The organism is Bifidobacterium sp. LCP19S3_E9 (genome assembly GCF_052121135.1).
Classification (GTDB): domain Bacteria; phylum Actinomycetota; class Actinomycetes; order Actinomycetales; family Bifidobacteriaceae; genus Bifidobacterium; species Bifidobacterium thermacidophilum.
In genome coordinates, this window is sequence record NZ_JBQKEV010000006.1 from 1 (window position 1) to 20,119 (window position 20,119).

The following is a 20,119-nucleotide window of genomic DNA, read 5'->3' on the forward strand; positions in this document are numbered from 1 at the left end:
GAACAACCACGACGATCCGACGAACGAACCTGGATTCTACATCCGCAAAGGACACGTCCACTAACCAAAAATGGAAGTCTAAAACACCACGTTTAGTTCCTATAGCCCGCATACGATAGCCGCAGAACATGGCCAGTCACGGCAATTTTCCGTCAATATTTGCTCAGCCGTGCATGACACGGCATACAGGACGCGCGCGGAGACCGGAACAATAATCAAGACCCACGCGCTCCACCGCCGGACACATATTTCGCCGATAACCCCGGGTTTTGCAAGGATTTTGCGGGCATGAAAAAAGGGCTTCCGGGATTGTCCGGAAGCCCATGGGCGGAGTCAGAGGGATTCGAACCCTCGAGCCGCTAAATGCGACTAACACCTTAGCAGGGTGCCCCTATCGGCCACTCAGGCATGACTCCATGCTGCGTCGCTGAGCGCAACATCACATTACCATACCACCTTTCGCCGACGAGTGCACATCACGCCACGCCCATCGCCGCCTGCAGCCGAAAACCCCTCTCCGGCTTAGGATGGATGCATGAGCACCGCACCACGACTTCAAGCCGCCAAACGAGACTGGGGACATGACGAAACCGGCTGCACGGTGCTGCATATCGATATGGACGCCTTCTACGCTTCACTGGAGATCGCCCGCAATCCCCGTCTCAAAGGCAAACCGGTGATCATCGGCACCGGAACACGCTCCGTCGTATCCGCAGCAAGTTACGAGGCCCGCGCGTACGGTGTAAATTCCGCGATGGCGACCGCACGCGCCCGCCAGTTATGTCCTAACGGCGTGTTCCTGCCCGTCGATATGAGCTATTACCGCATGATGTCGCGGCGCATCTTCGACGAAGTGTTCAGTCAAATCACCGACCAGATCGAACAGGTATCCGTTGATGAAGGCTACATGGACGTATCCGGCGCATTGCGCCAGTGGGGCAAGCCGAGCCGCATCGGCGCCTGGATCCGCGCCCAGGTCGCACAGCGCTATCACATCACCTGCTCGGTGGGCATCGCTTCGAACAAACTGGTCGCGAAAATGGCGTCCACCAACGCGAAACCCGACGGCATGCTGCTCATCCCGGTCAACCGTCAGGCACAGTTCGTGCAGATGATGCCTCTGCGCGGCATTCCAGGCATCGGGCCGTCTTTGGAACGCAAACTCAACAGCTGGGGTATCACCAGCGTCGCCGACCTCGCCACCACCAGCGAAACCGCACTCGCGCAAGCCACCGGCTCGGCCATTGCCGCACACAATCTGCACATGGCGGCTTGGGGGCTCGACGAACGCACGGTCACCCCACATACGCCTGAGAAATCCATCGGTTCAGAAAGCACCTTCGATGAGGACACGCATGACGCTCGCCAAGTGCGCGGCCTGCTGCGACGCTGCTGCGATGAGGTCGCACGCTCCCTACGCACACGTGGACTGATGGCCCGTACCCTGACCGTGAAACTGCGCTATGCCGACTTGTCGTACACGACACGGGCAAAAACCATGGATCATCCTGCGGACACGGCAAGCACCCTCTACCCCCAGGCAGTGGAACTGCTCAATACCACGCTGGGGCTCGCCCCCGACACGCCGGATACCACCCCGCTCCCCAAGGAAATCCGACTGGCGGGCATCAGCGCAAGCGGCCTGATTCAGGCACGCGGTGCGATCATCCAACCGACACTGGAGGACATGCTTGAGGAGCATGAATCCGCAAGCGGAGAATCGCGGTCGAATCGGCTGCGCGACGCCGAACAGGCGATGGATGCCGTGAGGCAACGCTACGGGCTCGGCGCGGTTAGCCTTGGCGTTGGCGAGGGACAGGATACACGGCATCGCGCGGTGTCCAACTCGCGCACCGCCCCGGACTCGCATCGATCGAACCACGATTAGCCCCGAAATCGGGATTAACCGCTACATGACCACAGCCGCACAACCCACAGCCGACAAGCAGCGCCTCTCCGGCGGACGTTCCGACCGGTCAGGAGACCCGCCAGACCCACCTCACTGCCGTTAGCTTGTCTTTCGCTTGCAATCCCGATCAACCGTCAATCAGGCGGCGTGTCGCAAGGCCGAGCACGCCAGTTCGATGGTCTCGTCATCCGCGGTGGACGAGAAGCGCAACGAATCCGGCGCACCGTAGAATTCGCCGGGGCTGGGGACGATGCCCAAATCAGCGAGCGCCGCCATATCGTTCCAGCAGTCACCACTCAACGCCTTGACCCACACGTAGAGCCCTCCCTGCGGCATGTGCGCGTCATAGCCGTAATCGCGCAGCGCGCTGACAAGCGATTCAAGGCGATACCGGTAGCGCTTCCACTGATTGTGCACGGATGCGACATCGCGCAGTCCGGCAGCCATCGCCGCCTGCACGGGTCCCGGAATAATCAAGCCGAGCTGTTTGCGATATGCGGACATGTGCTTGATGATGCCCGCATCACCGGCGATGAACGCGGTGCGATACCCGGCCATATTCGACTGTTTGCTCAGCGAATACAGCATGAGAACGCCCTTGGCGCTGCCCTCGCATACCGCGGATGACAGCACGCACGGCGTGGAGGACAGCGAGAAGGAATTCGCAGCCTGCGCCTCGTTGGAGTCATCATGAGTGGAAGCAGTGCGCCAATCCATCATCGCGTAGCATTCGTCGGACAGCACGACAGCGCCGATCTCGCGCGCCGCTGCGACGATGCCGGCAAGCTGGTCGGCGGACAGCACCGCCCCGGTCGGGTTGGACGGGGAGTTGATCCAGATGGCTTTAACTCCGGGGATGGTCCGCCAGGAATCCGTGTCGGCGACATCGTCGACCTTGTGTACTGAGGCTCCCGCGATTTGCGTGCCGATTTCGTACGTCGGATAGGACACCTTCGGCTGGATGACGACATCCCCCTGGCCGAGACCGAGCAGTGAGGCCATCAGCGCCACCGCTTCCTTGGATCCGACCGTGGGAACAACACCGGCGCCGACCGCGTCCATGTCGACACCGCGGCACACGCGCATCCAGTGGGCGATCGCCCCGCGCAAATCATCGGTACCAATGGTCTTGGGGTATCCGAAGGCGTTGTGTTCGTTGGCGGCTGTGGCGAGCGCACGCTGCACGGATTGCGGGACCGGATCGACCGGGGAACCGACAGACAAGTCAATCTGCCCGTTCGGCGTGTTCATGGCTGTTTGCCGGTATGTGGCGAGTCTCGACCAATCGTAGGTGTTATCGAATGCCGCGAATCCCATGATGTTACTCCTCTCCGCCCCAGCGCGGGGTTGCGTCTGGGTTTCCGCCGCGCCCGGCCGACGCTCAGCCAAGCCAAGATGCGACGGGTGATGACGAGATATACGAGGACGGCCGTCACACGAAAGGTGCGGCGGCCGTCCAACACGCCTGAATGTTCTCAGGACTCCTGGTTCTGCGGTGGCAGGGCGGCCACCTGCGCAGGGTCCTTGCCGATCGGGCCGGCCGCTGACGCTCCGCCCAGATCGCCGACTTCGTCGAAGAAACTCACCGCGGCGTCCTTGTACCAGGCCCACTCCTCGGGAAGATCGTCCTCGTAGAAGATGGCTTCGGTCGGGCACACCGGCTCGCAGGCACCGCAATCCACGCATTCGTTGGGATTGATGTACAGCGAACGTGAACCCTCGTAGATGCAATCCACCGGGCATTCGTCGACACAGGCTTTGTCCTTGACGTCGACGCACGGCTGGGCAATGACATAGGCCATGGCTACCTCCTCATTCGCCATCTACACTACCCACGGTCGGGGACGTGGACGCAGGGGACACGGGAACCGACGAGTCAGGTGAAGACGCCGCAGACACTGACGACGTGGGTGCGTACGCCCGCACACCTGCTCCGCCGGGCAAATGATCGACCAACTCGCCGTTGCCGAGCCGCGAATGCCGGTACGAGTAGCCGAAGTAAATCATGAAGCCGATGGCGAGCCACACTAGGAATCGCAACCAAGTCAACACGCTGAGATTGAGCATAAGCCAGAAGTTCGCGAGCGCGATCAGCACTGGCACCCACGGATTGCCGGGCATGCGGAAGGCGCGCGGCAGGTCTGGCCGCTTACGCCGCATAATCGGGATGCCGAGCGCCACCAGAGTGAACGCCGACAACGTACCGATATTGACCATATCCGCCAGAATATCGATATCGAAGCAGGACGCGACCAGCGCGACAATCAGACCGACAGCGATCTGCAAGCGCGCCGGAGTGCCGTGTTTGCCTACTTTCGACAGGCCTCGCGGCAGCAGACCGTCGCGGCTCATCGCGAACACGACACGCGTCAGGCCGAGCAGCAGCACCATAACCACGGTGGTCAAGCCGATCACGATGCCCAGCGAAATGATTTTCGCCGCCCAGGTGGCCCCCGCCAACTCGAAGCCGGTGGCCAGGGACGGACTGTCCGCTTTGGCAAGCTGTTTATAGGAGACCATACCGGTCGTGACCACGGCGACCAGCATGTACAGCACAGTGACCAGACTCATGCCCAAGGCGATGCCGCGCGGTACGTTGCGGCCAGGGTCCTTGGTCTCCTCCGAGGCGGTGGCGACCACGTCGAAGCCCAGGAAGGCGAAGAACACGAGCGCCGCGCCCGACAGAATACCCGGCACGCCGTAGACAGTGGGCTTCATACCGGTCATCCACTGCCACAGCGGCTGCATCATCGCCCCGCTCGCCGACGCGCCGCGAACACTCGAAGCCGGCTGTTCAGGCGGGATGAACGGCGTGAAATTGCTTGCTTTGACATAGAAGAAACCGGCAATGACAACGAACAGTACGATGCCGATCTTCAGCACCGTCAACGCGCCGTCAACGCGCGTGGACAACCGGGTGCCGAGCACCAGCAGCACGGTGAAGAACGCCACAATCACCAAGGGGGCGAGGTCAATGGTCAATCCGCCGACTTGCACTTGCGTGGTGGTGTTCCAGCCGATCAGATGCAGGAAGTCGTTCAAATAGACGCCCCAGTATTTCGCGATGACCGAACCGGCCATGAGCATCTCGAGGATCAGATCCCAGCCGATAACCCAGGCGACCAGCTCCCCCATCGTCATGTAGGTGAAGGTATATGCGGACCCGGCGACCGGGATCATCGACGCGAACTCCGCATAGCACATGACGGCCGCACCGCACACGATACCGGCAATCAGAAAGCTCAGAATCGCCGCAGGACCCGCATGATAGGCGATCGCCTGGGCGCCCACGGAGAATATGCCCGCGCCGACCGCGACCGCGACACCCATCATCGCCAGATCCCACACACCGAGCGTGCGCACCAGCTTGCGCTCGCTGTCGCCTGTTTCCGCGAGCGTCTGCTCAACTGATTTCGTTCTGAAAAGATGCATACAGCTCTCAGATCCTCTCCTCAATGCGCTGTGTGGTATGCCACGGATGGTGGCGGTTCGCACGGCGTCTGATTCTACTGCCGTCTGAACGGCGGGCGCAGGTCATGGCCACAATCCGGCGATTTCCGATTGATTGTCACCTGATGAGCCCAGATTGGCTGGTGCCGGATCCGGTCTGATCCGGTCTGTTCCGGCGAATCCGGCCTGCCACGGTCGCTGCGGCCCCAGGAGGTCACAACGTGACACCGACGAGCACGGGTTCGGGTACCAGCCGCACGCCGAACGCCTGTTCGACGCCGTCACGGACCGTCCGGGCGAGTTCCGCGATATCCGCAGCGCGCGCCGAACCGCGATTGGTCAATGCGAGCGTGTGCAGCGTGGACAGGCTCGCCGGGGCGCCGGCTGCGACGGCGTACCCCCTGTGGAATCCGGCATGGTCAATGAGCCATGCCGCAGAAGTCTTGGTGCCGGGCTCGCCCGACGGCAACACGGCGGGGAAGCGCGGGGCGTCCTGAGGCAGCCTGGCCGCCTGCGTGTCGTCGAGAATCGGGTTCATGAAGAAACTGCCGCAACTGTGCCGGTTGAAATCCGGGTCGTCCGAGCCGGTCGCCTCACGCTGGGCTTGTAATGCCGCCTGTACGGTGTCGGCACGTTTGGCGCCAGCCATGACCGGGATGCCATAGCGGTGAGCGTCTTCCAGCATGCCTTTGGCGGCGCGCACCTTGAGCACGGCGTCACGGATCGCCGCAACCGGCATACGATCTCCGACCTCAACGCCGAGCGCCTTGGCGAGTTGCCCATAGCCGACGGTGCCTTCCGCCCCGCGGTGCAGAAGGAACGTCACCGACAGGACCACGAAGCGCGGTGTCGGGAAAAACCTGTCGGACGGCTGCGCAGGAGCGTCGTACATGCTGGCTTTCAGCGCGGACATGCGGTATCCGAAACGCAAATGCTGCGGGTCAAGGGTCACCGTGCGTGATTCCTCGCGATCCCAAGCCTCGACTTGGGCAACACTGGAGGCGACCTCCTGGCCGTACGCGCCGATGTTCTGCACGACCGACGCGCCGACCGTACCGGGAATCCCCGAGAGCCCCTCGACGCCTTCAAGCCCGTGGGCGACGCTTTCGGCGACGAAATCATCCCAGTTGCAGCCGGCGTCCGCGCTGACGGCGACCGTATCGTCCGCCTGCGGCGAACCGAAACGGATGTCTTGGCGCGCGTCCCGCACGACAACACCGTCGAAGGGGGCATCGGCGGCAAGAAGATTCGAACCTCCACCGATGACGCTAAGCGGGAACCCTGCGGCATCGGCCTGCCGCACGGCGTCGATGACACCGTCGCGGGTATCGGGAGTCAGGAAGGTGCGGATCGGCCCGCCCACACCAATGGTGGTCAGGTCGGCGAACGTCGTGGTGCTGTGCTCTGTGGTCATACCCGCCATACTAGCCGCAGGCTTGCCGAGACGGCGTCCCGCCCGAGGTCGGCGGATAACAAAAAAGCCTGACCGAAGTCAGGCTTTCTCGCAAGCGTGATACCACGCTCGAACAGATTCAGCGGGTTTCGCGATGAACCGTCTGCTTGCCGCAACGCGGGCAGAACTTCTTCAGCTCAAGACGGTCAGGAGTGTTACGACGATTCTTGGTCGTGATGTAGTTACGCTCCTTGCACTCCGTGCATGCCAGCGTGATACCCGGACGGATGTCGGCGCTCTTGCTTGCCATGTTGGTTCACCTCTGTGGTCGATTGCTTACCGGCGGTGTCGCCGGCCTTTGTAGCGAGGAAGAGACTCGAACTCTTGACCTTACGATTATGAGTCGTACGCTCTAGCCAGCTGAGCTACCCCGCCATGAGAGCCTCGAGTGAGAATTGGACTCACGACCTCTTCCTTACCAAGGAAGTGCTCTACCACTGAGCTATCGAGGCGTGGCTGGTAATGGATTCGAACCATTGAAGCACGAAGCGCCTGATTTACAGTCAGGTCCCTTTGACCGCTTGGGAAACCAGCCCTTGCCGCAAGCGACCTAGCCGCAACCGGCAACTTGGCTATAATGGCATTTTTGCGGGACAAATGCAAATCAGGCGTGTCGCAAGCCGGAAATCGCCCCGCCAAATCGGCGGTATTTCAGGCGACACGCCGTGGCCGCACACCAGGCCCGCACAGCCCGCGCATCAGACCCGCACGACGACAACACAGCCGCCAGCAGCCCAAGCGCAACCACGGCACGTCCGAAACACCGCCGCAGCGCGTCCGCCGATCAGAATCCAAGCCGCTTGAGGTCGGCGCAGACGCTGATCACCCGGTCGTTCGCCTCACGCTCACCAATCGAGATACGGATGCCCTCGCCGCTGAACACGCGCACGGACAACGCCGCCTTGACGAAGTGTTCCGCCGCCTCGTCAGTACGCTCACCGATCGGCAGCCAGAAGAAGTTCGCGTACGGTTCAGGGAACTCCCATCCCTGAGCGCGCAAGGCCGCGACCACACGTGCACGTTCCGCAACCAGCGCCTTGACACGCTCGTCCAGCTCGTCATAGGCATCCATGGACGCGAGTGCCGCGGTCTGGGCGATCTCCGTGACACCGAAAGGAATGGCCACCTTGCGCATGCCGTCGATCACATCGGCCGGGGCGATACCATAGCCGATGCGCAGACCCGCAAGCCCGTACGCCTTGGAGAAGGTCTGCGCAACCACGATATTCGGGTATTCGCGGAACAGGTCCATCGCGACATTCGTGTCGGCGGCGGTATTGAACTGGATATACGCCTCGTCAAACAGAACCAGCACGTCCTTGGGCACGGCGGCCATGAGCTTGCGCGCATCCGCATCGGACAAGGATGTGGAGGTCGGGTTGTTCGGATTGTTGACGATAATCAGGCGCGTGCGCTCGTTGATGGCGGCGATCATCGCATCGATGTCATGGCTGCCGTCGGGACGGTTCGGTACTTTCACGCTGGTCGCACCCGCGTTCGCCACGATAATCGGGTAGGCTTCGAAACTGCGCCACGGGTAGACGACTTCGTCTCCAGGGCCGGCGACCAGATTGACCAGCTGGGTGATGACTTCGGTGGATCCGCAGCCCAGAACGACATTCTCCGGTTTGACGCCGAACTGGTCGGCCAAACGCTCCACAACCGCTGTCCCGCGCATGTCCGGGTAACGGTTCATGCGGCCGACGGCCTTGTCGACGATGGCCTGCTTAACGCTGGCAAGCGGCTCGTACGGATTCTCGTTGCTGGAGATCTTGTACGCGGTCAGACCCGGCGTCTTCGGTGCGGGCTTGCCTTGCTTGTAGCTGGGAATGGTATCAATGATTGCACGATGTAGGTATGCCATGACTCAATCCTATACGCGGCGGCGTCAATCTCCCCGTAACATACCCGCTGGAAGGTCACCATGCGGACATCAGCCCCGCGGCGTGTCGCTTCAGACGTCTTCACCGCCGACGGAACAGCGACATGGGCATGAACCGGCGGCGGCCTTCCACAGCTGCGCGCACATCGGCGGCATCCTTGAGCGACGGCGCTGGAACATCACCGTGCCCGAATACGCACGCGGCGGCCCGACCGGCAACCTTTCCGGCCGCCTCGCAGGCGAGCGCGGCCTCTACGACATCGGCGATATCCCGATCCGTGGCTGTTGCAGGCCATCGCGCCCCGCAATCCCACGCGGTGTCCTGAAGCTCGCGCCACGCGCCGATCCACGCGGACCGGACCGGCGTGTCGTCGTCCGATCCCCCACACGCCGCACGATCGAACGCCCGTAACCGGCGACGTCTCCTGCGCGAACGTATGTCCATCGGGACGCAGCACAGCGCTCCCAATCCCGCGACAGCCACCAGGAACACCATCCACTGGCGGACCGGTAAGCCCGTCTGAGAAGCGTCATCGCGACCCTGCGTCCGGGAGGTGGGCCCGCCAATGGAACCCGATGACGACGCCGAGGGGAAAACCGACGGCGAAGCGGACTGTGAAGCTGAAGGCGAGGATGACTCTGACGGGTTTGATGACGACGCAGCCGAAGAGGGGCTTTGGCCGGCATCGGACGATTCCTCGGATGCCGCCGGGGTCACATCGAACGGGACCCAGCCAACCCCCGACAGGTAGGCTTCATCCCAAGCGTGCAGCTGTTTCGCGCTGACGCTGTACGACCCGTTCTCATCCACCACCCCGCTCGTGCTGTAGCCGAGCACCATGCGTGTGGGCACCCCGAGCGCCCGCCCGAGGATGGCGAATGTGCTCGCATAATGCGCACAGTAGCCGCTTTTGCGTTTGAGGAAGCTGCCGACCATCGCGATATTGCTGTCATCGCCAGTTTCATCGCCCGGCACGTCTAGGGAGTAGGTGAAGCCGTTCGAGGAGAAATACCTGACCAGATATTGCAACGCCTGTTCCTGCTCGTTGAAGGTGGATCCCTCGGATGGTATGCCATCGGCCTTCGCTTGGGAGATCACCGCCTTGACGCCGGACGGCAGCTTCGCCGGAAGTGACCGGTAGTGGGCGAGCACAGCTTTATCGAGCGCGTCGATGCGGGCGAACGGGTCGGATCCGTCGACCAGCCCGCTTTCCAACGCTACCGATATCACTGACGACACGGTCATCCCCGCCTTGGCGAACAGTGACGTGACAGCATCGGCGTCCGAGAAATCAGCTGCACCCACGGTGGCGGGAAGCGCAAGCATCCAGGTCCTACTGCCCGAATCACGCACGAGCACGGCACTGTCTTTGTTTGGATTGAAACCGATGGCATTGGCGAACGACGTGCTCAGCGTGTACATACTGGCACTTCCCGGATCGTCGGAATTCGCATCGCCGCTGTACCCGTTTTTCGACCATTCGTAGGCGAGCGCCCCGTCGAAAGTGTCGGAATTTGCGACGGTCAGGATGCCGTCGCTGCTCGCGACGGGAATGAGCAGCAGATCACCGGCGCGTTGCGCGGCCCCCGAGGACACCCATCGTGCGCGTTCCGCATTGGCCGTGGCGGCAGGCGACACAGTCAGATGGCCGGTGTCGCGCAAGGTCAACACGGCTTTCTCAATGGTGTCGATTTGTTGGAAGCCTAGGGACGAGGTGATTGGATCGAGATAGATGCCCGTCGTCGTATAGGATTGCCCCCGTGTCGTGGTGGCGTTCCGCGACGTGATGCAATCCTTCAAGCGGTCTGGACGCATGATCCGACATCATCATCCGCTCCTCCGTCCCGGCAACCGGGTACCCGAAGCCCATGCGGATCATGAATCGGTCGAGTTGTGCCTCAGGCAGCGGATAGGTTCCTTCAAGTTCAATCGGGTTCTGCGTGGCGACAACGATGAACGGCTGCTCCAGATGATGCGTCTGCCCGTCCACAGACACCTGCCCCTCGCCCATCGCCTCCAACAGTGCGGACTGCACTTTCGGATCGGCACGGTTGATTTCGTCGGCGATCACGATATTGGCGAAAATCGGGCCAGGATGGAACGCAAAGGACTCCGTGGCGCGCGAATACACGTTCATGCCGAGCAAATCGCCCGGCAGCAAATCCGGAGTGAACTGGATCCGCCGTACCGTCCCGCCGATTGCCGTAGCCAGAGCCCTCGCCAACGTGGTTTTACCGACTCCCGGAACATCTTCGAGCAGCACGTGACCGCCGGCGGCGAAGGTCAGAACCGTCGTTTCCACCGTCTCGCGCGGGCATACAAGCACCGCGTTCAACGCGTCGGCCACGGCATGCAGCACGTCCCGCGCCTGTGAGGTTCCCATCGCAGTGACCATATGCTGTCCCCTGCCTCGTAGCAGATGTCGTGTCAGAACGCACGACCAAAGTCATCTTACCGCCCGGTCCACGCCGCGCGTCGCGTCGGATCTGGCCGGGCAAACAAAAAGGCCCCGGCATAAGCCGAGGCCTTACAAGACGCGGAACGTCAGTTCAGGATCGCGAGCACGTCGCGGGCGGAGACGATCAGATAATCCTCGCCCTGATAGTGCACTTCGGTGCCGCCGTACTTGGAGTACAGCACCTTATCGCCGACCTTGACATCCATCGGGATGCGCTCGCCCTTGTCGTCGCGACGGCCGGGGCCGACAGCCAGAACTTCACCCTGCTGCGGCTTCTCCTTGGCGTTGTCCGGGATGAACAGGCCCGAAGCGGTCTTGGTTTCGGCTTCCGCCTGCTTGACAATGATCTTGTCTTCCAACGGTGTGAGTGAGATCGACACTGTGGACCTCCTCTTTCTAAGAGAAATCGATACTTCCCGCGCCAGGACATCGCTTTCAAGAGGCTGACGATCACTATCGGCGCCGTCCCTTTGCGCTACACCTCATCGTAGCGCGTTGTTAGCACTCTGCCAACTCGAGTGCTAACGCTGAGAGTGAAACCCTAGGAATCACAACGATTACAGGAGTCAAGAAGAGCGGCGCTGCAGCACGGCGCGCAAATCGTGACCCAACGAATCGGTCGTTTCCTCAGGCACATCCACATGCGCGTTCGATTCGGCATGATGGAAGGATTCCGCGTTGTTCACCGGCGTGTCGCCGTGCTTGCCCTGTGTGCGCTCTTGCGCGTGTTCCTTGACCGGAACCGCTTTGGCGACTTGCCGGGTTGACTTGATTTCCAAGCTTTCCGGGGCATCCTGTTCCGCATGTTCTTCGATGTTGCGCGGTGCGCCCCACGAGAAGGAGATGAGGTCCTGATGACGACCGGCAGCCATATCGAACACGTCCAGCGAAGATGCAGGACTCACTTGGCTGAGTTCACGCGTCTGGTCGGCAGGCTCAGATTGTTCAGATTGTTCAGAATGTTCAGCCTGCTCCTTGCGCGCACCGGGTTCGGCGGGACCGGCGGATTCGCCATGCTCGGCGGTAGCCGGCTCGGCAGGTGTGGCAGATTGCGTTTTACGCGCGTTCGTATCGTCGGCCCCGGCTTGCGCGGCGGCATCAGCATCATTTCGTCCGTTCGCTCCGCGATCGTCCCGGATATCGCGCACCGCCCCGGCATCAGCGTGCTGTTGTCCGCCTTGCCCTGCGGCATCCTTGCGGTCATGGGAACCGGTTTCCGGACCAGTTTCAGCGGCTACGGACTGACGGGACGCTCTGCGCGCCAACCTGCGGTCGCGTTCGGCAATGCCCTGTTCAACTGCGCGATGAATCTCTTGCTGTTCCATCAGCGAAGTCTCCACGGCATCCGCCTGGGCTTCCGGTGTCTGATCGACCGGCGCTTGATCGGCTGGCGCCGGGGCGGAATGCTCCGCGGCCTCAATACCTTCGGACACGCTGCCCGACACGCCATCGACGGCCTTGGCTGCCGCGACAAGTTCCGCTGCTGCGGTCTGCGGCTTGCCGGAACGCGTGCGCTCGCGACGCTCCTGCGTCAACAGCTTGGACACCTTGGTCTCCCACGCGCGCGCATGGCAGCTCGCCCGCGCTCCCAGAGCAATCGTCAATACCAGGAATCCAGCCGGGATCAGCACATAGAACGGGGAGAAATGCAACAGATACGACAGCACGCCCACGACAACGCAAGCCAGCAACAACACACATGCGATGATGCGACGACGGCGGATCGACGCCCTACGCAGACGACGAACCTCGGCGATATGCTCATGGGACACCCGCGCCCCCTTTGCCTGTGCTGGCCGCATCACAGCCCCTTTCGTCACCGGCGAATGACCGTCCGAAAACCTCGTACCGCTGTGCTCATCAATCAGATGCAGCGACGGCGAATATTTGTCCTGGCGGCGCCTGATCACCCGCTTCATGCTGTCAGCTGTCCTTGTGGGCAGCCATCCGGCGATGAAAAGTATCAGCACCGCAAGCACAACAATAGCGCTGACACCTTCATAATCCATAATCACCTAGAATAGGTGACCAAGCTGAAAATAGCAGCACAGTCCCGGGGCGTGTCGTGCAGCCGCGCATCAGGCAGATGGCGGCACCTGACCACGCGCGGCGAACGCTGCAGCGAGACCGTCAGAGGGACGCTCCTGTGCGAACAACACATACGATTCGTGATCGCGCCAACGGCCGTTGACATGCATGTACTGCCGACGCACCCCCTCGTCGATGGCGCCCAGCTTCTCCGCCACGCGACGGGAACGATGATTGTCCGGAATAATCGCGATTTCAATGCGATGCAGCCGTGGTCCATCCGGGCAATCAAAGGCCCAATCCGCCACAATGGCGACCGCAAGCGGTGCGATACCCCGCCCGGCAACCGCCTCATCAACCCAATACCCCACCAGACCGGTACGCATCGCGCCATACGTGATGGCACCCAGCGACACCTGCCCGACAATACGCCCGTGTTCCGTGATCAGGAACAGCGCGCCCGAACCGTCGCGTTCCCGCCTGCGCAATTCGCGCACCCACTGGTTGAAGGTCAGCCCCGGGCCGCCAAGCGGATCGTCGGAATCCCACGGGGACAGCCATGCCTGATTACGCCAGCGCAAGGTTTGCAGCTCATCCTCATCGTCAAGCGTGCAGGGCCGCAGTTCAATCGGCGTGGCATCGGCCGGAGCGGTCAGGGACTTCGGCATCACGAATTCGCGCGGCGGTCTGCCGTGCATGATGTCGCGGAATGATTGCAGAACAGACATCGGTTTCATTGTGCCACACCGTCGCGCCACAGCACCGCGTCAAATCATCGTGCGAGATCATCCAGAGACATCATCATGCCGTTTCTTCGTACGATTCGGGGATGAACCGCCGTCTCCACGCGTTGTGATATCCGTGAGGTATGACAACCACACAGAGCGACCACGCATCGGCGGCGACAACCGCTGCAATACCGACAACCACTGGGCCAAATGCGACGCCGGACTCCGCAATGCCCACCGCGAACCTAACGGCAGCACGCGCACAGGCGAAACGCGCGGCAAGACATCAAGCCCTGCAACGTCGAGCAACGCTGAGCGCCCAAGCCTTTGCCGATGCGCGTGCCTCGCTCGCCCGTCAAGCCGAACCGCTGGTCTCGCCGCTTGCCCGTGGGACAACCGTCGCCGCGTACGTATCTATGGGCACGGAGCCTCCGATTGACGGAGTGCTCGAACGCCTGCTCAGCCAAGGGATGCGGGTGCTGGTCCCCCGACTCGGATCGAGCAAGGAACTGGTCTGTGCATGGAGCGAACTGGACGCTCTTGAACGGCTCCACGACATGCCGCGCAGCGCTTCCGGCGGCTTGCGTCCACGCGAACCCTCAGGTCCAGCCCTTGCGTCGGACAGCCTCGGGCAAGCCGAACTCATTCTTGTTCCGGCGTTCGCAATCGATTCGCACGGCTTGCGGCTGGGACGCGGCGCGGGATGGTATGACCGTGCGCTGCTGCACGCCTCCCCCCAGGCCACCATCATCGGCGTGTGCTGGCCGTGGGAGGCGAACGTGCACGACCTGCCGCGCGACCCACATGACGTGCCGGTCGGCGGTATCCTCACCCCGGAAAGCCTGACGATATTTGACTGATTCGCGCGCTTATCCCGGTTCGCAATACGAGAACACCATGAGTGTCACCGAATCGACTAGGATATGTACGGATTACGAAACGTACCGACCTTTCGATTCTCGTGGAGGGAACACCGTGCCAACCTATCATTACCGTTGCAAGAACTGTGGCTATGATTTCACCGAACAGCAGTCATTCAGCGACGCCCCGATCACCGTATGCCCGCAGTGCGGACAGGAACGTGTGCGCAAGGTCTATGCCGCGCCGTCCATTGAGTTCAAGGGCAGTGGCTTCTACCGCACCGACAGCGGCAGCTCATCGAAGTAACCGCCTTGAGTCCTGAACCGTCAGGTTCCGGCGAAATCAATCATGTGGCGCCCCCGCGGACAATCCAGCGGGGGCGTTGCCGTATCCGACGATACCGGCAGGCGCAGCGGCTCAGGCGGACGTGGTTTCCGCGCCGGCATCAGTGGAGGCGATGACGAGCCGAAATCCAGACGCCATCAGACGGAGTAATCAATAATCCGCGACTTTTGACCACATTCCCCGGTGACGGTTGCGTAGCCGCGTCTGGACATGGTCGGATGGTGACATGGAATCATCACAGACCACATTCGCAGCCGCCTCCGTCAAATCCGACGCCACCAAACGCAAACACCGACGCGGGATGAGTCTTGCCCGACGGCGGTTGATTGCTCGGACGCGACGACTGACGAGCGCACTACTCGCAGGGCTGGCAATGTTCAGCGTGCTCCAATGTGTGATGGCGACGGTGCGCACCCAGCCGATGCTCGTCACCACCGCACACGTCAGCCGCGGGGAACGGCTTCACGCCACGCAACTGGCTACCACCAGCGTGCCCGCGCATGCCTCGTTCGCCCAGGCTCCGGCGACACCAGCTCAGGTTGAATCGTCAATCGCGCTCGTCGATATGCCAGCCGGCACACTCATTCTGGCATCGCATATCCGCGGCCGTCCTATACCACCGGAAGGTTCCACGGTCATCGAAACACCGCTGGCCAGTCAACCCGACAGTATGGTTGCGGGCGATACGGTCGACCTGATTGTCGGTCAATCCTGCGATGCGATTGGGTATTCGGCTTCATCTTCGACTGCAGAAAACGCCGGAACCGACGACGGGCAGCAAGCCCAACAACCACAAGCCCAACAACCGCAAATTCAAGCACCTTCGCAAACTCCCGAGGAGTATCCGTCCGCGGATGCGTCAGCGGGAACTGACAGCCAGCCCGGCCAACCGTGTGTGATTGCACAAGAAGCCACCGTCATCACCGTCCCTTCGGACTCTTCAGACGGCGTCACGCCCGGCACCGACAGCAAGACGGCCATCGCCATGCGTCCCGAAGAGGCGCTCGCGCTTATGCGTTTGCCGGATGGCCTGCCGGTCATCGCAGCGCGACGGGCTGCGCAATCGGCTTCGGATCAGGGCGCTCAGTGACAACCGACACACAGCACCCAAGGCAGCGCCCAAGCGGCAACTCCCAGGCGCGCGTGAAACCCGGCGATGCAGCCGGCGAATCAGCGAATTACCGGCCGCGCTCGTTGAACACGGCCCAGTGCGGCGGCAATTCGCCGAGAATACGCTGATCGTCGTCGGCATCGCGCTGTTCGCGCGTCTGCACGTCAGAAGGCTCCAACTTGACGCCATCAGCATCGAAGCGTTCAGTGCCCTTCATCGTGACACGATGATGACGGCGAGGCGTGCGACGGTGCGCATCATACGAAGGCATTCATGCCTCCCGGTACAGCGTGCCGATACGGGCGACCATGCGGTCAACCTCCTTATCGGGGTTGACGAATGCGGCGACGCTCCATACCGTCATCACCGACCACCCAAGCTGAGCCAACTCCTGCGGAAGCAGGCGGTGGCGGGTACGCGTGGACTGGATGCCCATGAACTGGGCGTCATCGGTGAGCACTGCCAGCGCGTATGGCTTGCCTTTGACGCCGATGACCAGCGGAATGCGCATGCCATCGGAGAAGCCGTAATCCACGGCAACGTCCAGCCCGCGGGCGCGAATACGGTCCGCCAAATCGTTGAACAGGACATTGTCGCCGGCCGACGCAGGCTGCGGACGCAGCGCACTGGAATCCAGCGTTTCCGCCCACTGCAACAATCGCTTGAGCAGCTGCGGGCCAGGCTGGTGAAGACGCTCATCATCCAGATCCTCAGGACCGAAGGAGGAGACGATATCAAGATTGCGGTCGGCGAGTGCAACGGCGTCAAGCAGCATGCCCTTGCCGCCGTTGCCTTCAAGCGGGCCGAACTGCTGCAACAGCCTGCCGTGCGTGGTTTTCGCATAGCACATCGAAAGGATGGCGTCTGTGGTTTGTGCCCCGGCGACTTCGTCGATGCCAATCAGCCGGACATGCCTGAGGAACCGCCCCATCGCCTTGTCCTTGGTCGCCAAGGACTTGAGTTCTGCGCCCAAACGGGAACGGAACGTTTCAGTCAGCGTCACGACGGTGAGCATGTAGTCGACGGGCACCACGGTGAATGACCCGGCACGGTCGCAAATCAGCTTAGTGACCGTGGAAATCTCCTGCTGACTGCTTTCTACGAGTCCGGAAGAGATGACCGGTACGCCCGTGCCTTCGATCCGGTGCAGTCGAACCGTGCCCTGCATGCCTTCCGTCGGCGCGGCATGACGAATCTCGCCGTAGCCTTCCTTGCGCAGGAATACCGACAGCTGCGGGGAACGCCGCGTCAGGCGGGAGCGTACCGAAACATGCGGCAGGATGCCGATCAAGGCTTTCACGCTCGGGGAAGTTACTGTTGCACAATGCGCGATGAGCACCACCTGACGGGCGCGGCAGACGATGGTGAGCAGTTCGATCGCCGGCAGATGAGCTGCGGCGTCGATAATCACCACATCGGCGAGCGGGACGGGATCGGTCAGCGCCGCGAGTGTGGACGGCGTACCCATAAGCACCGGCTTGGCGAGCGCCATAATCTGCGGGTGGTCGTGTAGCACACGGTTGAACGGGGTGCTCTGCCCGCCCGCGAGCACAGTGTGCAGCTGGTTTGCCTCCTGCGTTTTCGAGAACAGCAGATCGCACAGCTTGCGGATGGATTCCTGATGAATCATCGGGCCGATCGAGCGCACATGCTCGGTATCGACCTGTGCGAACCGGTCGGCGGCTGTCTGCAGCGCGGACCCGTCCTGATTCGAGATGATGGCGGATTCCTTGACGATGTCCTCGAACACGGTCGTCCACCACGACAGCTGAAGCTCGCCTTCAACCGCTTCCACGGGAACGTGGCGCGCCCGCAAATCGTCGACCAGCTCATCCAACCCGACGGAGCGGAAATCCTGTTCGAGACGGCACCGGCCGGGCAGGGTGTCCAATGCCATGTGGTCGTTGTACAGCGCCTTGAGCCGTTCCTCAAGCGTGTTGAAATCAAGCGATTCCAGGTTGCCGCCCTTCGGCGTGGTGGCCAGCACCGCATCGAGGGAAGTGATGTCGCGCATCAGAGCGTCCTGGGTTTCCAGAATCGTGTCCAGCTTCGGCGGGAGCACCGGCCAGCCGCCGTGAGGCACAAACAGATGCCATTGCTCGGATTGCTTGGCAACCACGACAAGTGCGTCATGCAAGTTCTCAACCTGGGCGCCGACACGCAGCAGACTCTTGGCTTCCTTGACGAGGCGGCGACGTTCCCAGAAGCCCAGATCGGAGCCTTCGGCCTTGCGTTGCTGCTTGGATTTGCTCGCCTCAATCATCGCGTCGATGTCGCGTTCGAAGATCTCCGGCTGGAACACGTCAAGCACGCGGCGCAGATTCTTCAACACCGTCACCTGACGTCCCCACTCCTGCGCTGTCGTAGGCACAGGGAATCCGCAGGTCTGCACGGTGGTCGCCACTTGCTCGCGGGTGGCGGGCAGCAGTTTCTGCATGACGTCGACAACCCGCTGATACGCGTCGACAGCCTGGTCTTCGGTTGTCAAGGACGCCTGATACCAAGCGGTATCGTCCGGGCCGATCGTGAATTCGCCGAGTTCGCCGGCGGTGGTGAGCTTGTGCGCCCACTCGTCCATATGCCCGTTGAGGGTGCGAGCGGCGGATTGACTCAGCCGCACGTGGGTCGCCGGGTGGGTCGGCAATGTCGCGATGCTCGCGAGGTTCTGGATGGTCTGGTATGCCGAGACACCCCAACGCTCGTTGACGCCGTGCAGGTCGCCCAGATACCGGGTCAACCGCGAGCGCACGCCCACCAGCTCGTCGGACAGCTGGTCGAAACGGCTTGCCGCGTTGCCTGCGCGGTAGCCCACCGCGGCGATCAGCTGCTTGTCGATGGCGGTGTTTCCCTGCTCGTCGGCGATGTCAAGAACCATATCGCCCATGCTGTTGGCGCCCATAAGCCGGGTGAAGCGGCGCTTCTGCTCGGCCACGCATGGGACATAGAGCACGGATTTGCCGTTCATTACGCACCGCGAGGCGATGGCCGCGGCTTGGGCGGCAGTGCCGCTGCCGACCTCGCTATCCACGATGATGGAATGCCCGGCTGCGGCGAGATTGGCCGCATACCGCACGGTGTTGTCCACATCGCCTATTTCGAATTCGGCATGCGGATCGCCGTCGAACGGGCTGAATTCGGGGATTTTATCGGCTTCGATGTCGTGAAGCGCCTGAGGCAAGCCGGCAAGCGCGTCAAGAATGGTGTTGCCGCTGGCCCCATGGCGCAAAGCGTCGATGATCCGCTGGCTTTCCAGCAGAATCTGCGCGCTCGGATCCATGAAGCAGCCGACGATGATGTACCGATCGATGTTGAAATCGGTGAACGCCTTGCGGGCCTGCCGTTCAATCGCGGCGAACACTGCGGAAGTCTCCGGGGTGCCGTTGGGGTAGTTGGAGCCGTCGAACAGCTCGTCTTCGTCGAGGTTGACGCCTTGATCATGCAGGGCGGTCACGAACGAGGGGTTGAGCCGGCCGCGACCCGTGAAGCTGATGGTTGCGTCGGTTTCGCCGCCGCCCGGCTTGCGCGTCACATCGACCGGATACAGCAGCACCGGGACGGATTTTCCGGACCATGTTGCCACGCCAACGACCATGGACAGTTCGGCGACTCCGCTGAGCCGGCTTTTCGTGGTCTGGTCCTCGTAGACGCGTTCCAGACGACGTCCGGCAGCCCGGAGCATGCCGGCGTCACGGAACAGGGAATCAAGCGGCGCCTTGCCGCTGGCGAACAGCTGGGCGATACCTGAAGGATGCGCGTGCGTCAAATCAAGCTGCGCCGACAGCTGGCTGATATCCTCAAGCGGAGACGGCGCCAAGGCGTTGCGATAGTCGTCACGCCAATGACGTATACGCCTGAGTGCTTCCTCAGACTGGATGGATTCACTCACCTTCGAC

17 protein-coding genes and 4 tRNA genes are annotated in these 20,119 nt (G+C 62.0%); 4 read left to right on the forward strand and 17 right to left on the reverse strand.

What is annotated here, in order from left to right:
- Positions 1–328: 328 nt before the first annotated feature.
- Positions 329–416, reverse strand: a tRNA-Ser gene (locus ACTQYB_RS04250).
- Between the two features lie 119 nt (positions 417–535).
- On the opposite strand from ACTQYB_RS04250, the gene dinB reads away from it, so the two are divergent.
- The gene (gene dinB / locus ACTQYB_RS04255; RefSeq protein ID WP_033505986.1) at positions 536–1,888 is read left to right on the forward strand and encodes a DNA polymerase IV; all 1,353 of its coding nucleotides are present in this window, start codon (positions 536–538) and stop codon (positions 1,886–1,888) included.
- 159 nt (positions 1,889–2,047) lie between these two features.
- Here the strand turns inward: dinB and dapC are convergent, their stop codons facing one another.
- The 14 genes from dapC to ACTQYB_RS04325 form a co-directional block, all read right to left on the reverse strand.
- Complete coding sequence (gene dapC, locus ACTQYB_RS04260; protein ID WP_441481995.1) at positions 2,048–3,226, reverse strand: succinyldiaminopimelate transaminase; 1,179 nt, start codon at positions 3,224–3,226, stop codon at positions 2,048–2,050.
- 158 nt (positions 3,227–3,384) lie between these two features.
- Positions 3,385–3,711, reverse strand: a complete 327-nt coding sequence (gene fdxA, locus ACTQYB_RS04265; RefSeq protein WP_015450985.1) for a ferredoxin — start codon at positions 3,709–3,711, stop codon at positions 3,385–3,387.
- Positions 3,712–3,721: 10 nt separating this feature from the next.
- Positions 3,722–5,341 (reverse strand): amino acid permease, encoded by a 1,620-nt coding sequence (locus ACTQYB_RS04270; RefSeq protein ID WP_441481996.1) that lies wholly within the window; start codon positions 5,339–5,341, stop codon positions 3,722–3,724.
- A 232-nt stretch (positions 5,342–5,573) separates the two neighbouring features.
- Entirely contained in the window at positions 5,574–6,773 is a 1,200-nt protein-coding gene (locus tag ACTQYB_RS04275; RefSeq protein ID WP_441481997.1) for a UDP-N-acetylmuramate dehydrogenase, read from the reverse strand.
- A gap of 118 nt (positions 6,774–6,891) precedes the next feature.
- Entirely contained in the window at positions 6,892–7,062 is a 171-nt protein-coding gene (rpmG, locus tag ACTQYB_RS04280; RefSeq protein ID WP_003814458.1) for a 50S ribosomal protein L33, read from the reverse strand.
- Positions 7,063–7,113: 51 nt separating this feature from the next.
- Positions 7,114–7,187, reverse strand: a tRNA-Met gene (locus ACTQYB_RS04285).
- 5 nt (positions 7,188–7,192) lie between these two features.
- Positions 7,193–7,264: transfer RNA gene (locus ACTQYB_RS04290), tRNA-Thr, on the reverse strand.
- Position 7,265: 1 nt separating this feature from the next.
- Positions 7,266–7,347, reverse strand: a tRNA-Tyr gene (locus tag ACTQYB_RS04295).
- Positions 7,348–7,596: 249 nt separating this feature from the next.
- A complete protein-coding gene (locus tag ACTQYB_RS04300; RefSeq protein ID WP_101452464.1) occupies positions 7,597–8,676 on the reverse strand; it encodes a histidinol-phosphate transaminase in 1,080 nt (359 codons plus the stop codon).
- Positions 8,677–8,776: 100 nt separating this feature from the next.
- Positions 8,777–10,117, reverse strand: a complete 1,341-nt coding sequence (locus tag ACTQYB_RS04305; protein ID WP_441482052.1) for a transglutaminase-like domain-containing protein — start codon at positions 10,115–10,117, stop codon at positions 8,777–8,779.
- Between the two features lie 256 nt (positions 10,118–10,373).
- Positions 10,374–11,078 (reverse strand): AAA family ATPase, encoded by a 705-nt coding sequence (locus ACTQYB_RS04310; protein ID WP_441481998.1) that lies wholly within the window; start codon positions 11,076–11,078, stop codon positions 10,374–10,376.
- 161 nt (positions 11,079–11,239) lie between these two features.
- Positions 11,240–11,533, reverse strand: coding sequence for a co-chaperone GroES (gene groES, locus ACTQYB_RS04315; protein WP_015450992.1), 294 nt, complete (start codon positions 11,531–11,533; stop codon positions 11,240–11,242).
- Positions 11,534–11,719: 186 nt separating this feature from the next.
- Positions 11,720–13,162, reverse strand: a complete 1,443-nt coding sequence (locus tag ACTQYB_RS04320) for a hypothetical protein (RefSeq protein WP_441481999.1) — start codon at positions 13,160–13,162, stop codon at positions 11,720–11,722.
- A 69-nt stretch (positions 13,163–13,231) separates the two neighbouring features.
- Entirely contained in the window at positions 13,232–13,909 is a 678-nt protein-coding gene (locus ACTQYB_RS04325; protein WP_441482000.1) for a GNAT family N-acetyltransferase, read from the reverse strand.
- Positions 13,910–14,139: 230 nt separating this feature from the next.
- On the opposite strand from ACTQYB_RS04325, the gene ACTQYB_RS04330 reads away from it, so the two are divergent.
- The 3 genes from ACTQYB_RS04330 to ACTQYB_RS04340 all read left to right on the forward strand — a co-directional run bounded on the left by ACTQYB_RS04330 (position 14,140) and on the right by ACTQYB_RS04340 (position 16,205).
- Positions 14,140–14,769 carry a 5-formyltetrahydrofolate cyclo-ligase gene (locus ACTQYB_RS04330; RefSeq protein WP_441482001.1) on the forward strand — a complete coding sequence of 210 codons (630 nt, stop codon included), beginning with the start codon at positions 14,140–14,142 and terminating at the stop codon, positions 14,767–14,769.
- A 115-nt stretch (positions 14,770–14,884) separates the two neighbouring features.
- Positions 14,885–15,076, forward strand: a complete 192-nt coding sequence (locus tag ACTQYB_RS04335) for an FmdB family zinc ribbon protein (protein WP_015450996.1) — start codon at positions 14,885–14,887, stop codon at positions 15,074–15,076.
- 265 nt (positions 15,077–15,341) lie between these two features.
- The gene (locus ACTQYB_RS04340) at positions 15,342–16,205 is read left to right on the forward strand and encodes an SAF domain-containing protein (RefSeq protein ID WP_441482002.1); all 864 of its coding nucleotides are present in this window, start codon (positions 15,342–15,344) and stop codon (positions 16,203–16,205) included.
- 88 nt (positions 16,206–16,293) lie between these two features.
- On the opposite strand, the gene ACTQYB_RS04345 is transcribed toward ACTQYB_RS04340, so the two are convergent.
- Together ACTQYB_RS04345 and ACTQYB_RS04350 are read right to left on the reverse strand one after the other, a co-directional pair.
- Entirely contained in the window at positions 16,294–16,497 is a 204-nt protein-coding gene (locus ACTQYB_RS04345) for a hypothetical protein (protein WP_015450998.1), read from the reverse strand.
- Complete coding sequence (locus tag ACTQYB_RS04350; RefSeq protein WP_441482003.1) at positions 16,498–20,112, reverse strand: helicase; 3,615 nt, start codon at positions 20,110–20,112, stop codon at positions 16,498–16,500.
- Positions 20,113–20,119 lie beyond the last annotated feature (7 nt).